A 13,834-nucleotide genomic window follows, 5' to 3' on the forward strand; every position below is an offset into this window, starting at 1 on the left:
GCGCTTCAGGATTCGCCCAGGTAGGCCGAGTGCAGGGTGCCGGGGGAGTCCAGCAGTCCCTGTGCGGAACCCGCATAGGTGACCCGCCCCGAAGAGACCACCAGCGCGTCGCTCGCCACGCCGAGCGCGAGCTGCGTGAACTGCTCGACCAGCAGGATGGCCGCGCCCTCCTCGGCGAACCGCGTCACCATCGGCAGCAGCCGCGTGAACACCACGGGCGCGAGGCCGAGCGACATCTCGTCGATCAGCAGGAACGACGGCCGCGCGGCGAACGCGCGGGCCAGCACCACCATCTGCTGTTCGCCCCCGCTGAGTAGCGCGGCCGGTGAATCGCGGCGCTTCTCCAGTTCCGGGAACAGCTCGAACAGCTCGTCGGCCCGCGCGCGGGTGCGCGCGGTCAGCATCAGGTTCTCCAGCACGGTCAGGCCGCCGAACACCGCGCGTCCCTGCTCGATATGCGCCAGACCCCGTCGCGCGCGGGCGACCCGCGAGTGCTTCGTGATCTCGTCGGATCCGATGTGGACGGTGCCGGCCGACGCGGGCACCACGCCCGAGACGGCCTCCAGCAGGCTGGTCTTCCCGGCGCCGTTCGGGCCGACGAGCGCGGTGATCCGGCCCGGCTCCAGCGTCAGGTCCACGTCCCGGATCACCGGCCCGGCCCCGCGGGTGACCGTTAGCCCCGCTATCCGCAACGCGTTCACAGCATCTCCGTTTCACCCATGTACGCCTTGAGCACGGCGGGGTCGGCGAGCACTTCGGCCTGGGGGCCGGACGCCAGCACGCGGCCGAAGTCGAGGACGGTGATCGTGTCGCAGACCGAGCGCACCAGGTCGAGGTCGTGCTCGATGAGCAGCACCGACACCCCGAACCGGGCGGGAACCTGCCGCAGCCGTTCCCCGAACGCGACGTGTTCTTCGTGCGGAAGTCCCGCGGCAGGCTCGTCGAGCAGCAGGACCCGCGGCCGCGCCAGCAGATGTCCGACGACCTCGACCAGCCTGCGCGCGCCGACGTCCACTTGCGACAGTGGCGTGCGGGCGGCGGGGCAGCCGAAGAAGTCCAGGGCGTCGGCGATCTCGTCGGCGGTGAGCCGCCGCCTGGCGAGGAACTTGAGGTATGCCCCGACCGTCAGCCCCGGCGGGACGCGGTCCTGCTGGAACGTCCGGCGCAACCCGGCGCGGGCCCGGTTCGACGGTGACCCGGTGAGCGGGGCGCCCCCGAGTTCGACGGTGCCCTCGGCGTTCGGCAGGAAGCCGCTGATCGCGTCGACCAGCGTCGACTTGCCCGCGCCGTTCGGCCCGATGACCCCGAGCACCCCGTGTTCCGGGACCGATATGTCCACTGAGGACAGTGCGGCCACGTGGCCGAAGTTCACGCTCAGCCCGCGGACGGTGAGCACCGGTGGACCGGGCGCCTTGGGCTCGATGACCGCGGTACCGGCCGCGAGATCGAGTTTCGCCGGTTCCTTCTTGGCCCGGCGGTACCACACCTGGCGCACCGTGGTGCCCAGGTTCCCGCCGCCGGCCAGCGCCTGGACGCCGAGCACGCCGAACACCACGAAACCCCAGTCCTGCGGGATTCCCCAGCGTTTGAGCAGCTCCGGAACGCCGACCCACAGCACCGCCCCGAACACGGCCATGTCGATCAGGTGCGCGCCCGACATGATCGCCAGCACGTACAGCGCCAGCGACTGGATCGCGGTGAAACTCGCCGGGAAGGCGAGCCCCACCTGCCCGGTGAGCAGGCCGCCGCTGATCCCGCCGAGCGTGGCGCTCACCGCGAACGCGGTCAGCTTCGACATCCGCACGCTCGTGCCCGCGGCCGCCGTGCCGCGTTCGGAGAACGCCACCGCCTGCCAGGCGCTGCCCCAGCGGCCGCGGCGCAGGAAGTACACGGCGAGGCAGCACAGCACCAGCACCACGACGGCGAGCTGGAAATAGGACCGGTCGTCGGAGAAGGCGTCCGGCCGCTCGACCGAGATCCCGCTCGAGACCCCGGGGAACTGGAGCTGGACCAGCGCGAGGTCGGCCGCCGCGGCGAGCCCCAGCGTGACGACGGCGAGATTGATCCCGCGCAGCCGCAGCGCCGGCAGCCCGACGAGCACCCCGACCACCCCGGCGACGAGCCCGCCGAGCACCAGCCAGGTGAGGAACCCGCCGGGTGCCTGTGCCTCGTTCAGCGCCGACACGGTCCAGGCGCCGACGGCGCCGAAAGTCAGCTGGCACAGGGAGATCATGCCCGCGCTGCCGGTGACCACGCCGAGCCCGAGCAGGGAGATCCCGGCGACGACGGCGCTCATGCCGAGGTAGACGAAGTACCCGTCGAGTCCGACGCTCAGGCCGTAGCCCGCGGCGATCGCCACGATGGCGACCGCGAACGGTATCCCGCGTTCAGCGAGCCGCATCCCACACCTCCTTGCGCTGCGACCAGAGCAGCAGCGCGACGATCACTGCGAACGGCAGGAAGTACCGCACCACCGAAAGGCCGTCGACCTGTGCGGCCGCGCCCTGGATCAGGCCGAGGCCCAGCCCGCCCGCGACCGCGAGGTCGAGACGGCGGAACCCGCCGAGCAGGGCGGCCGCGGCCGCGGGGACCACCAGCATCGCCAGGGACGTCGCGTCGTTGGACTGCGACGGTGCCACGATCGAGATCACCAGTGTGCTGACCACCCCGGTGACCGCCCAGACCGCGACGCTGAGCCGTTTCGCCGGGATGCCCAGCAGCTCCGCCGTCGTCGGGCGTTCCGACAGCGCCCTGAGCTGGACGCCCGCTGGGGTCCGGCTCAGCACGATCCGGCTGGCCACCGCCACGAGGACGGCCAGCGCGACCGTGACCACGGTGACCTGGCTGATCACCACGCCGCCGACGGTGGCCGCCGGACCGTCCAGGATCGGGTGGAACGGCTGCGGCTTGTTGCCGAACAGGATGAACGACAACGAGATCAGCAGGAGCAGCACCGCCACGGTCACCGCCGAGCGGGTGCCGGTGTCCGCCTCGGCGAGCCAGGTGGACACGATCCAGCCGAGCAGCGCGCTGAGCAGCCCGCCGAGCAGGATTCCCGCCACCGTGGCCAGCCACGTCGGCAGTCCCGCGTGGACGGACAGGAACACCGCCACGTAGCAGCCGAACATCCCGGTGGCCGACTGGGCGAAGTTCACCACCCGCACCAGGCGCGACATCAGCGTCAGGCACACCGCCAACACCGCGTACAGTCCGCCGGCGGCCAGGCCTGCCAGCCCTCCCTGCAGCATGTTTCCTCCTGTGTGAAGGGAGGGAGCGGTGCGTGGTGGGGCGCGGTGGTCGTGAGTGGCGTTTCGGGTTAGAACCCGAAACGCCACTCACGACCCACGTGACCCAGCACGCACCCGGCTCCCGTTACTTCTTCGGGATCCGCAGCCAGTCGTTCGCGACGAGCTCCCATTTGTTGGTGCCGGAGGCGAGCTTGATGGGCCAGCCCGCGGTGTTGTCGTGGTGCGTCTGGCCGGGGCCGAAGACGTACGGCGTCCCGACCATCGGATCGGTGATCGGCTTCATCTCGCGCAGTGCCTTGGTCACCGACTCGCGGGTGATGTCACCCTGGATCCCGCGGATGACGTCGAGGAAGTACTTCGCCGCCAGATAACCGCCCTGGCTGAACGAGGTCAGCGGGATGTTGTTCTTGGTCATCAGCTCGCGCCAGTCCTTGTTCTGTGGGCTGGTCGCGTCGGTGAACGGGTAGAACTCGGCGGGCACGTACACCCCGGCGCCCGCGTTGGTGATGGCCTTGGCGTAGTTCTCGCTGTAGACGCTGGTGAGCAGCAGCCACGTGACGTCGTTCCAGCCCTGCGCCGCGGCGGCCTTGAGCTGTCCGATGGAATCCGGCTCGACCGGGTTGACCGTGATCGCCTTGCAGCCCGCGTTGCGCGCCTTGACGATGTAGGAGGTGTAGTCGGAACCGCCGTAGGGCACGGTCGCGTCGAGGTACTTGAGCTTCTTGCCGGTGATGGCCGACCATTCGTCGATCGCCGCCTGGTACGACGGCAGCGTGTTGCCCGCGATCTCCAGCAGCGCGCAGATGTCGTTCAGCTTCAACGTTTCCGAGCCGTAGAGCAGGGTCAGCGTCATGTCGTGGTACGGCCCGACGTTGACCGGGGCGATGTTCGGGCTGGAGAAACAGGCCGGGTCGACGCCGATACCCTGCATGGACAGGATCTTCTGCTGCTCGTAGTACTTGTTGTTGATCTCGCACTCGATGAGGCTGGACGAGCCGACGAGCGCCACCGCCTCGTCACGGCCGACGACCTCGCGGGCCGCGGCGGCCGCGGCCGCCGGGTCACCCTTGTCGTCGAGGGCCTTGTACTGGATCTGCCTGCCGTTCACGCCGCCGCTCGCGTTGGCCGCGTCGAAGACCGCCTTGGCCGCCTGGGAGGCCTCGGGGAACGTCGCCGCGCCGCTCAGCGCGTTGACCGATCCGACCACGATCGGCCCGCTTGAACCGCTATCGGAGCCGGCGCAGCCCGCAGTGGCGAGCAGGACGGCCGAGGCGAGGGCGACGAGGCGCCGCGCGGGTTTCACCGGTTCCCCATGGCTTCGGCGACGGGAACGGAGTCGACGATCTGCTCGAACGACGTGACCTCGCCGCCGTCGAACTTCCACACATGCGCGACGCGGGCGGTGAACGAGCGGCCGGTCTCGCGGTGCTTGCCGTGGTAAGTCCCGATGCCGATCACCGTGTCACCGGCGTCGTGAAGGCCGTCGAGGGTGAAGGTGTAGCCGTCCCAGTCCTTCGCGATCGCGCCGAAGACGTTGTCGCGCACCTCTTCCGGGCCGGTGTACGTTCCGGCGTATGGGAAACCGGCCGCCTCCGTCCACGTCGTCGTGGGACCGAGCGGGGCCAGCATGCCCGCCAGATCTCCCCGGTCGCTCGCGGCGTAGTGCGCGGCGATGATGTCTAGATTGGACACTGGGGCTCCTTAGACCGGTTGCGCGTCGGGATAGGCGACGGCGCCGAGTGGGTAGATGTGCCCGCCCGCGCGGGAATGTTCCGACCGGCCGTCGCCGGTCAGGCCGAGGAAGACGCCGGTGGTCTTCAGCGCGTAGCCGAGGTCGTGCAGCCACACACTGGCCACGGCGATGCGGAATTCGCGGAAACAGAACAGGTAGAGCCCGTCCTGGAACTTCCACACCGTCGACAGGTCCATGTCCCCGTGGCCGCGCTGCACGCCTTCGAGGCATTGCCAGGCATAACGTTGCGAGGACACATACACGTGCTCGTAGAGGTGTTCGGGGCTGTAGCGGTAGATGTTGCGCTTGCCGATCAGGTCGCGCGAGGGACCTGGCACCTCGCCGGCCGGCGTGCCCGCGTCGGTCGTGCCGGACCAGAACGTCTGGGAGACACGGGGAACGCCTTCGACGTCTTCGGCGCCGATCACCGAACGCACGGCGAGCGCGCGATGCGTCGTCGTGGAGAAGACGACGGTGAGGGCTTCCCCTTCGACGCTGGTGTGTGGGAGATTGACGAAGAAGACGTCTTCCCGGACGGCGACCGCGTCGTAGGGATCCTTGATGCCGTTGCAGGTGACGGTTTCAGCGTCTTCGAACCGCAGCGCGAGCGTCTTCCCGTCGTCGAGGGTGACGGTGAGCTCGCGTCCCGACAGGTCCGCGTTCGGCAGGCGGTAGGTGGCTATTCCGGCGGCGAACTCGTCATAGGTGCGCCACTGTTCCTCGGGTGCTTCGGGCATGCGGTCATCGTCGGGGCGGCCGCCCGCGAAGGGGAAGCCGTCACGCGCTGGGCGGCAACAACCGGTCGCTCACGGTCAAGCCGCGGCGCAGTTCGCTCGGCGAGCAGCCGAATTCCGTCTTGAACACCCGGCTGAAATGCGGCGCGTCGACGAAACCCCACTTCGCCGCGATGGCCGCGACGGGCCGGGAACTGTGCACGGGGTCGAGCAGTTCGCGGCGGCAGTGTTCGAGCCGCCGGGTGCGGATCCAGCCCGAGACCGTCGTGCCCTGTTCGTGGAAGAGACCGTGCAGATGCCGGGTGGAGATGTAGTGCTCGGCGGCGATCTGCGCCGGGCCGAGGTCGGTGGAGGAGAGGTTCGCGTCGATGTAGGCGAGCACGCGGCGCATCAGCTCGTGGTGCGGCCCGGCGGTCGCGCGGGCGAGGTCCAGTTCACTGGCGAACAGCGTGGCGAGCAGATCGACCGCCGTATGCGCGAGCCGGACACCCGCCGGCCCGCCGAGCTGGTCGAGGTTGCTGCCGAGCTGCGCGAGGAAGGGCACCACCACGTTGCCCATGCCCCGCTTGCCCGACATGGGCACCGCGGTCAGCTGGCCGACCAGGTCGCGGGGGAGGTCGATGAGCCGCTGCGGGAACATCACCACGAGCGTGCGGAAATCCTCTTCGAACGCCAGGGTGTACGGCCGGTGCGTGTCGTACAACGCCACGTCTCCGGGGCGCAGCATCGCCTCGCGGTTGTCCTGCACCAAGAGCCCGGTCCCGGACAGGATCAGGCTCAGCTTGTAGTAGTGCCGGTCCGCCCTGGCGATGAGCTCGGGCGTCCGCTCGACCACGTGCGCCGACGCGGTCACCTCGGTCAGCTGGACGTCGTCCGCGCCGCAGGAGCGGATACGGCCGCGGAAGTGGTCCCGGTGCTCGCTCGTCACGTGCAGCGGCACGAAGGATTGCGACACCACCGTGCGGAAATCGGTGAAATCTCGCGCGACCGTGGTGGTGGTCGGGTCGGCGGTGGCGGTGGTCACGGGGGTCACCTCGCAGCATCGGGGGGTGAATTTCATATACGATAAGCGATACGATGCTGCCGGGCAATGATCGTGACGAGGTCAGTCGGCGAGGCGGAACAGGAGGGTCCTCGGGTCCACGTCGACGGGTACCACCGTGCCCGTTTCGTAGCGGCCGACGTCTTCGGTGAGCACGCGCGCGCTGAACGGCGTAACCCCAGGACCGGTGACGACGAGGTCGACGTCGTCCGCGGGAGTGCTCACTTCGCCGACCCAGATCCGTTTGCTGGACACGACTTCGGCGTTGGCGCGGACCCCCGACCGGTCGAGCCCGCGGTGGGCCTCGCGGGCCTTGGCGTTCTGCCGCAGATGCGATCCGACGGTGCCCAGCCCGCCGAGCGTGAACACGACGCCCATGGCGATGACGACCAGGCGGTCGTCGTCGCCGGGCGCGAAGCGGGTGCTGATCCAGAGCAGGGCCGGGCCGATCAGGACCAGGACGGTCATGAAGAAGCCCAGAAGGCATCCGATGACGGTGAAGGCGGGCAGCTCCGGGGCTTCCTTGCCTTCGCGATCCGTCGTCACGGCCGTGAGGTTACTGGCCGGTTTCCGTCGCTGGTCCGGTAAAAATGCCCGCTTGCGGCCGCGTCGAGACGGGCCCGTGGTCGGTCGATCACTCGCGAGCTGACGTTGCCGTCCTTTGTGGACGCGCGGCCGTCACCGGTCGGGCAAGGCGAGGCAAAGAGCGTCCAGTGCGGCACCGAAGGCGTGTTCGGAGGGGGTGCCGTACCCGATGACCAAGCCCTCGCGTCGAGGCATCGCACTGTCCGGATGCGGATACGCGGCGAGGCCGTCGAGAGCGAGCCCCTGGCGCCGTGCGGCGCGCAGCGCGGCTTCTTCGGTACCGGCGGGCAGTTCGAGCACGGCGTGCAGCCCCGCGGCGATTCCGCTGACCGTGATGTGCGGGGCGCGTTCGGCGAGTGTGGTTGTGAGCAGGTCGCGTCGGTGCCGGTAGACCTTCCGCATCCGGCGCAGATGCCGGTCGTAGGCGCCGCAGGTGAGGAAGTCGGCGAGGGTGAGCTGATCGACGACGCCCGACCAGATCTCCCGCGGTCCCTTGGCGGCGACGATCTCGTCCGCCAGCCAGCCGGGCACGGCCAGCCAGCCCAGCCGGAGTGCGGGGGAGAGGCTCTTGCTGGCCGAACCGAAATAGACGACGTGATCGGGGTCGAGACCTTGTACGGCGCCGACCGGCTCGCGGTCGTAGCGGAACTCGCCGTCGTAGTCGTCCTCGAGGAGCAGGCCGCCGGTCGCGCGTGCCCAGTCGATGACCGCGGCCCGCCGCTCCGGAAGCAGGGCGCCTCCCATCGGGAACTGGTGGGCGGGGGTCAACAGGACGGCGTCCGCGCCGGTGCCGTCGAGCTCCTCGACGCGTGCTCCGTGGGCGTCCACCGTCAACGGCACCGTTTTCAGCCCGGCCTCTTCGAGCAGCGAGCGGTGGAACTCGAGTCCGTACGACTCCACGGCGACCGGGCCGCGCAGGACCCGGCGTACCAGGCTCAGCCCATGCGCGAATCCGGAGCAGACCACGATCCGGTCCGGTTCCGTGCGTACGCCCCGGGTCCGCGCCAGATACTCCACCAGAGCCGCCCGCAACTCCGGCCTGCCGCGCGGATCGCCGGCGCCGAAGGCCTCGTTGGGAGCGATCGAGAGCGCCCGCCGGGCCGAAGCCGCCCAGGCCGAGCGCGGAAAGGCGGAGGCGTCCGGAGAACTGGGCATCAGGTCGTGGAGCACGCGGAGTGAAGCCGGGCGCGCCGGACCTCGTGAACGACCGGGTTCCAGCGGGGTGGCGCGATGCGCGACGCGCGTTCCCGACCCTTGGCGGGTGATGAGCCAGCCTTCTTCGGCCAGCTCCGCGTACGCGTCGGCGACGGTGTTGCGAGCGATGCCCAGGTCGGCGGCGAGGGCGCGATAGGGCGGCAGCCGGGTGCCGGGCGCGAGCCGTTCGGACCGGATCGCTTCACGCAAGGCCCGCATCAGCCGGAACCGCAGGCTCCCGCTGCCGGCGAGCTCCAGATGCAGATCGCTGCCCCGGTCCATCACGACCCCTCAGACTGACGGTGATTGACCCATGAAATCTCCACGGGAATGCACCATACCGTGGGCCACTTGCGCTCCTAATGTCCTTGCCATGACCAAAGTTCACATTCCCGAGCGGATGGATTTCTCCCGCGTCGCCCCGCGGGTCTTCAAGGCCGTGCTGGCCCTGGACGCCGCGGCCCGTGCCGGTCTGGATCCGGTCCTTCTCGAACTCGTGCAGATTCGCGCGTCCCAGCTCAACAGGTGCGCGTACTGCATCGACTACCACACCAACGACGCGCGCAAGGCGGGCGAAACCGAAGAGCGCGTCAATCAGCTGATCGCTTGGGAAGAGTCCAGCCTCTACACCGCGAAGGAGCGCGCGGCGCTCGCCCTCACCGAAGCCGTGACCTTGCTGCCACAAGGGGTTTCGGACGAGGTGTACGACCAGGCGGCTCTGCACTTCGAGGACACGGAGCTCGCCCAGCTCATCGCGCTGATCTTCACGGTCAACGCCTGGAACCGGATGAACGTGACCACTCGCAAGACCCCAGGCACCGAATAGCCGCTCCCCGCACACCAACGGCGATGGCCGCTCGCGCGCGGCCATCGCCCCTGCTCTCGAAAGGCTCACCTCGTGACCGCCGCCGAAACCCTGCCCAGGAGCCACTCACCGGTCAAGGGCTGGTTCGCCGTCCTGGCCGTGACACTGGGCATCTTCGCCCTGATGACCTCCGAACTGTTGCCCGTCGGCCTGCTCACACCGATCGGCTCGGCCTTCGACATCTCCCCGGGAACGGCGGGTCTGATGGTCACCGTGCCCGGGCTGGTCGCCGCGATATCGGCACCACTGGTGACCGTGGCCATCGGCAAGACCGACCGGCGGCTGGTGCTGGCGGTGCTGGTCGGTCTCGTGGGCGCGGCCAACCTGGCTTCCGCGTTCGCCACCGGCTTCGCGCTCGTTCTCGTCGCCCGCTTCCTGATCGGGATCAGTGTCGGCGGTTTCTGGGCGCTCGCAGGCGGTATCGCGCTGCGCCTGGTACCGAAACACCACGTCGCCCGCGCCACCGCCGTCATCTTCGGCGGGGTCGAGACGGCCTCGGTGCTGGGCGTGCCCGCCGGTACGCTGCTCGGCGACCTCGGCGGCTGGCGCACGGCCTTCGCGGCCGTGGGCGTCCTCGGCCTGATTTCCTTGGCCTGCATGGTCTTCCTGATGCCGAAGGTGGAGCCGGACCAGACGATCACCTTCGCGGATCTGCCGCGCGTGTTCCGTTCGCACGCCGCAGTCCGCGTGGGTATCGCGATGACCTTCCTGGTCGTCACCGGTCACTTCGTCGCCTACACCTTCGTTCGGCCGATCCTTCAGGAAGACGGCGTCGCCGACGGCATGATCGGTGTGGTGCTGCTGATCTTCGGGGCCGCCGGCATCTGCGGGAACTTCCTCGCGGGCGCACTGATCGACCGGTACCTGCGGCAGACCGTGTGGGGGATCGGCGTGGTCCTCGCGACGGCCATGGCCGTGTTCGCCGTGACCGACAACAGCACTTTCTCGGCCGCCGCGATCCTCGTCCTCTGGGGGCTGGGCTACGGCGCCGTTCCCGTCACCTTCCAGACCTGGATCCTCGCCGCCGCACCGGAAGCGACCGAGGCGGCTTCCTCGCTGTACGTGTCGGCGTTCAATCTGTCCATCGCCCTCGGCGCGCTCTTCGGTGGCTTGGCCGTCGACGCCGTCACCACCGTCAGTGTGCTGTGGATCGGCGGAGCACTGGTGCTGCTGGCGCTTCCGGTGGTGGGGCGGGGGAGAGGGTGAACTCGAAACGATCCCCTTACGCGAGCGCGGCGGGGAGTGTTTCGAAGCCGCGCAGGATCCGGGTCTCGCGCCGGCGTGCCCCGTCGAGCAGCCGCAGGCCGGGGAAGCGTTCGAAGATCGACCGCAGCCCGATCTCGCCTTCCATCCTCGCCAGTGAAGCGCCGAGACAATAGTGCCGACCCGCGCCGAACGAGACGTGATCCCGCGCGTTCGCCCGCTCGACGTCGAAGGTGGCGGGGTCGTCGAAGATCTCCGGGTCCCGGTTGGCGCCCGCGAGCACGGTGGTGACGATCGCGCCGCGCTCGATCCGGGTCCCGCCGATCTCGGTGTCCCGCGCGGAAAGCCTGCCGGTGAGCAGCACCGGCGGGTCGTAGCGGAGGATCTCGTCGACGGCGTTGCTCCACAGGTCCGGATTCGCCCGCAGTTTCGCGAGTTCACCCGGGTGCCGGGTGAGCAGGGCGATGCCGTTGCCGAGGAGGTTGACGGTCGTCTCGAAGCCGGCCGCCAGCACCAGTCCTGCCGTGGCCTTGAGTTCCCGCTCGGTCAGGCCGACGCCGTCCTCGCGGGCGGCGATCAGCTTGCTGAGCAGGTTGTCGCCCGGGTTCTTCCGCAGTTTCTCCAGATGCAGCGTGAGCCACGAGTCGAACTCGGCCAGCGTCGCCTCCACCGTCCGGAAGGTCCGCCACGGCAGGCCGAGGTCGAGGCTCGGGGCCGCGGCGCCGCCCAACGCGAGCACCTTGTCGCGTTCTTCCGGCGGGACGCCGAGGATCTGGCTGATCACGGTGACCGGCAAGAGCCCGCAGTACCGCTCGATGAGGTCGACGGGGTCCGCCGGGTCGAGGCCGTCGAGCAGTTCGTCGGCGATCGCCTGCGTGCGCTCCCGCAGTTGCTCGACGGCGCGGGCGGTGAAGACGCGGGTCACCAGCTTCCGGTAGCGCGTGTGGTCGGGCGGTTCGCTGGCGAGCAGCGACGGCGGCTCGATCGGGTGGATCAGCCCCGACGACGACCACGCGATCAGCCGGTTGAGCAGCGGGTTGTCCGGGACGAACCGCACGGTCTTGAACGCGTCGCTGGTCAGCACCTCTTTGCACGCCGAGTGCCGGGTGCTGACGTGGCCGACCCGGGTGGTGGCGATGGCGCCGTGCGCGCGGATCTCGTCGAACAGTCCGCTCAGATCCGCTCCGCCGCTCGCCTCGACCGAGAGCCTGCCCTGGAGATCGCCCCGGCGCGCCGCGGCCCGCAGGGCGACGCGGGGGATGGCGTGGCCGATGCTCCAGCGGGTGACCGGTTTGGCGATCGCCTCCGCCTTGTGCCGGAAGGGAGCGGTCTTGAGTGCGAACATCAGGACTCCGTCCGTGCGGGTTCCCCGTCGAAGGTATCGGAACGACGTGTCAGTAGCCAGCGGCTCCGAGCTCCGCGGAGCGGTGAGTTGCGCAGGGCGCGCCGGGTTGGCAGCGTGCGCGGTGTCCCGCCACGAAGAAAGGTGTTCCGATGCCGCAAGACCAGCCGGATTTGAAACCTCGTTCGCGCGACGTGACCGACGGCCTGGAGCGTGCGGCGGCCCGCGGCATGCTCCGCGCGGTCGGGATGGGCGACGACGACTTCGCCAAACCGCAGATCGGGGTGGCGTCCTCGTGGAACGAGATCACGCCGTGCAACCTGTCGCTCGACCGGCTGGCCAAGGCGGTCAAGAACGGCGTGCACGCCGGCGGCGGCTACCCGCTGGAGTTCGGCACGATCTCGGTGTCCGACGGCATTTCCATGGGCCACGAGGGAATGCACTTCTCGCTGGTGTCCCGCGAGGTGATCGCCGATTCGGTCGAGACGGTGATGATGGCCGAGCGGCTGGACGGCTCCGTGCTGCTGGCGGGCTGCGACAAATCCCTGCCGGGCATGCTGATGGCGGCGGCGCGGCTCGATCTCGCGTCGGTCTTCCTTTACGCGGGCTCGATCATGCCCGGTCAGGTGGACGGCCAGGACGTCACGATCATCGACGCGTTCGAGGCTGTCGGCGCCTGCCTGGCCGGCAAGATCACCCGCGCCGAGGTGGACAAGATCGAGCGCGCGATCTGTCCCGGCGAAGGCGCCTGCGGCGGGATGTACACCGCCAACACGATGGCGTCGGTCGCCGAGGCGCTCGGTATGTCGCTGCCCGGGTCGGCCGCTCCGCCCGCCGTCGACAGGCGCCGTGACGGGTTCGCCCACCGGTCGGGGGAGGCCGTCGTCGGGATGCTCCGCCAGGGCATCACCGCGCGGCAGATCATGACCATGGAGGCATTCGAGAACGCCATCGCAGTCGTGATGGCGCTGGGCGGCTCGACCAACGCCGTCCTCCACCTGCTCGCGATCGCGCGCGAGGCGGAGGTCGATCTGCGCATCGACGACTTCAACCGGATCGGGGACAAGGTCCCGCACCTCGGCGACCTCAAGCCGTTCGGGAAGTACGTGATGAACGACGTCGACAAGGTCGGCGGCATCCCCGTGGTGATGAAGGCGCTGCTCGACGCGGGGCTCATGCACGGCGACGTGCTCACCGTGACCGGCAAGACCATGGCGGAGAACCTCGAAGGCATCGCCCCGGCCGGGGTCGACGGCGAGATCATCCGCCCGCTCGACCGCCCGATCCACAGGACCGGCGGGCTGACCATCCTCAAGGGATCGCTGGCGCCCGAAGGCGCGGTGGTGAAGTCGGCGGGCTTCGACGAATCGACGTTCACCGGCACCGCGCGGGTGTTCGACGGCGAGAGGGCCGCTCTCGACGCGCTCGCCGAGGGCCGGATCGTCGCCGGGGACGTCGTGGTCATCCGCTACGAAGGCCCCAAGGGCGGGCCAGGGATGCGGGAGATGCTCGCCATCACCGGCGCGATCAAGGGCGCGGGACTCGGGAAGGACGTCCTGCTCATCACCGACGGCCGGTTCAGCGGCGGCACGACCGGGCTCTGCGTCGGCCACATCGCCCCGGAGGCCGTCGACGCCGGGCCGATCGCGTTCGTGCGGGACGGCGACCCGATCACCCTCGACGTCGCGAACCGGACACTGGAGGTCGAGATCGACGACATCGAGGCACGCAAGGAGGGCTGGACCCCCAAGCCCCCGGCGTACACGCGCGGAGTGCTCGGCAAGTACGCCAAGGTCGTCCGCAGCGCCGCGCACGGAGCCGTTTGTGAGTAGAGCGGCCGTGTGCCACTCGGCTTGTTCGATGGGCTCATGAGGATTACTGCGGGTGAG

Annotated in this window: 13 protein-coding genes; 3 read left to right on the forward strand and 10 right to left on the reverse strand. The window is 69.6% G+C overall.

Annotation, left to right across the window (positions count from 1 at the left end; all coding sequences use genetic code 11):
* Positions 1 to 5: 5 nt before the first annotated feature.
* The 9 genes from ACZ1DY_RS20430 to pdxR form a co-directional block, all read right to left on the reverse strand.
* Positions 6 to 701: an ABC transporter ATP-binding protein gene (locus ACZ1DY_RS20430; RefSeq protein ID WP_465485389.1), complete on the reverse strand. Its 696-nt coding sequence runs from the start codon at positions 699 to 701 to the stop codon at positions 6 to 8.
* The gene (locus ACZ1DY_RS20435; protein WP_465485390.1) at positions 698 to 2,401 is read right to left on the reverse strand and encodes a branched-chain amino acid ABC transporter ATP-binding protein/permease; all 1,704 of its coding nucleotides are present in this window, start codon (positions 2,399 to 2,401) and stop codon (positions 698 to 700) included. Before ACZ1DY_RS20435 ends, ACZ1DY_RS20430 begins: the two co-directional genes overlap by 4 nt.
* Complete coding sequence (locus ACZ1DY_RS20440; protein WP_465485391.1) at positions 2,388 to 3,248, reverse strand: ABC transporter permease subunit; 861 nt, start codon at positions 3,246 to 3,248, stop codon at positions 2,388 to 2,390. The genes ACZ1DY_RS20435 and ACZ1DY_RS20440 overlap by 14 nt, the downstream gene beginning before the upstream one ends.
* Positions 3,249 to 3,372: 124 nt before the next feature.
* Positions 3,373 to 4,551, reverse strand: a complete 1,179-nt coding sequence (locus ACZ1DY_RS20445) for an ABC transporter substrate-binding protein (RefSeq protein WP_126732180.1) — start codon at positions 4,549 to 4,551, stop codon at positions 3,373 to 3,375.
* Positions 4,548 to 4,940 carry a nuclear transport factor 2 family protein gene (locus ACZ1DY_RS20450; RefSeq protein WP_257487170.1) on the reverse strand — a complete coding sequence of 131 codons (393 nt, stop codon included), beginning with the start codon at positions 4,938 to 4,940 and terminating at the stop codon, positions 4,548 to 4,550. The genes ACZ1DY_RS20445 and ACZ1DY_RS20450 overlap by 4 nt, the downstream gene beginning before the upstream one ends.
* A gap of 9 nt (positions 4,941 to 4,949) precedes the next feature.
* Positions 4,950 to 5,717, reverse strand: coding sequence for a MoaF C-terminal domain-containing protein (locus tag ACZ1DY_RS20455; protein ID WP_126732178.1), 768 nt, complete (start codon positions 5,715 to 5,717; stop codon positions 4,950 to 4,952).
* A 40-nt stretch (positions 5,718 to 5,757) separates the two neighbouring features.
* The gene (locus ACZ1DY_RS20460; RefSeq protein ID WP_192744582.1) at positions 5,758 to 6,738 is read right to left on the reverse strand and encodes an AraC-like ligand-binding domain-containing protein; all 981 of its coding nucleotides are present in this window, start codon (positions 6,736 to 6,738) and stop codon (positions 5,758 to 5,760) included.
* A gap of 81 nt (positions 6,739 to 6,819) precedes the next feature.
* Positions 6,820 to 7,302: a hypothetical protein gene (locus ACZ1DY_RS20465; RefSeq protein WP_257487168.1), complete on the reverse strand. Its 483-nt coding sequence runs from the start codon at positions 7,300 to 7,302 to the stop codon at positions 6,820 to 6,822.
* Positions 7,303 to 7,434: 132 nt separating this feature from the next.
* Positions 7,435 to 8,817: a MocR-like pyridoxine biosynthesis transcription factor PdxR gene (gene pdxR / locus ACZ1DY_RS20470; RefSeq protein ID WP_257487167.1), complete on the reverse strand. Its 1,383-nt coding sequence runs from the start codon at positions 8,815 to 8,817 to the stop codon at positions 7,435 to 7,437.
* Between the two features lie 91 nt (positions 8,818 to 8,908).
* Between pdxR and ACZ1DY_RS20475 the strand changes: the two genes are divergently transcribed.
* Both ACZ1DY_RS20475 and ACZ1DY_RS20480 read left to right on the forward strand, forming a co-directional pair.
* Positions 8,909 to 9,361: a carboxymuconolactone decarboxylase family protein gene (locus ACZ1DY_RS20475; protein ID WP_257487166.1), complete on the forward strand. Its 453-nt coding sequence runs from the start codon at positions 8,909 to 8,911 to the stop codon at positions 9,359 to 9,361.
* Positions 9,362 to 9,433: 72 nt separating this feature from the next.
* Complete coding sequence (locus ACZ1DY_RS20480) at positions 9,434 to 10,606, forward strand: MFS transporter (RefSeq protein ID WP_465485392.1); 1,173 nt, start codon at positions 9,434 to 9,436, stop codon at positions 10,604 to 10,606.
* A gap of 16 nt (positions 10,607 to 10,622) precedes the next feature.
* Here ACZ1DY_RS20480 and ACZ1DY_RS20485 read toward each other — a convergent pair whose 3' ends face one another.
* A complete protein-coding gene (locus tag ACZ1DY_RS20485) occupies positions 10,623 to 11,948 on the reverse strand; it encodes a cytochrome P450 (RefSeq protein ID WP_257487164.1) in 1,326 nt (441 codons plus the stop codon).
* A gap of 149 nt (positions 11,949 to 12,097) precedes the next feature.
* Between ACZ1DY_RS20485 and ilvD the strand changes: the two genes are divergently transcribed.
* Positions 12,098 to 13,777: a dihydroxy-acid dehydratase gene (ilvD, locus tag ACZ1DY_RS20490; protein ID WP_465485393.1), complete on the forward strand. Its 1,680-nt coding sequence runs from the start codon at positions 12,098 to 12,100 to the stop codon at positions 13,775 to 13,777.
* The last annotated feature ends 57 nt before the right edge of the window (positions 13,778 to 13,834 follow it).

It is taken from the genome of Amycolatopsis sp. PSD-21, assembly GCF_055561455.1.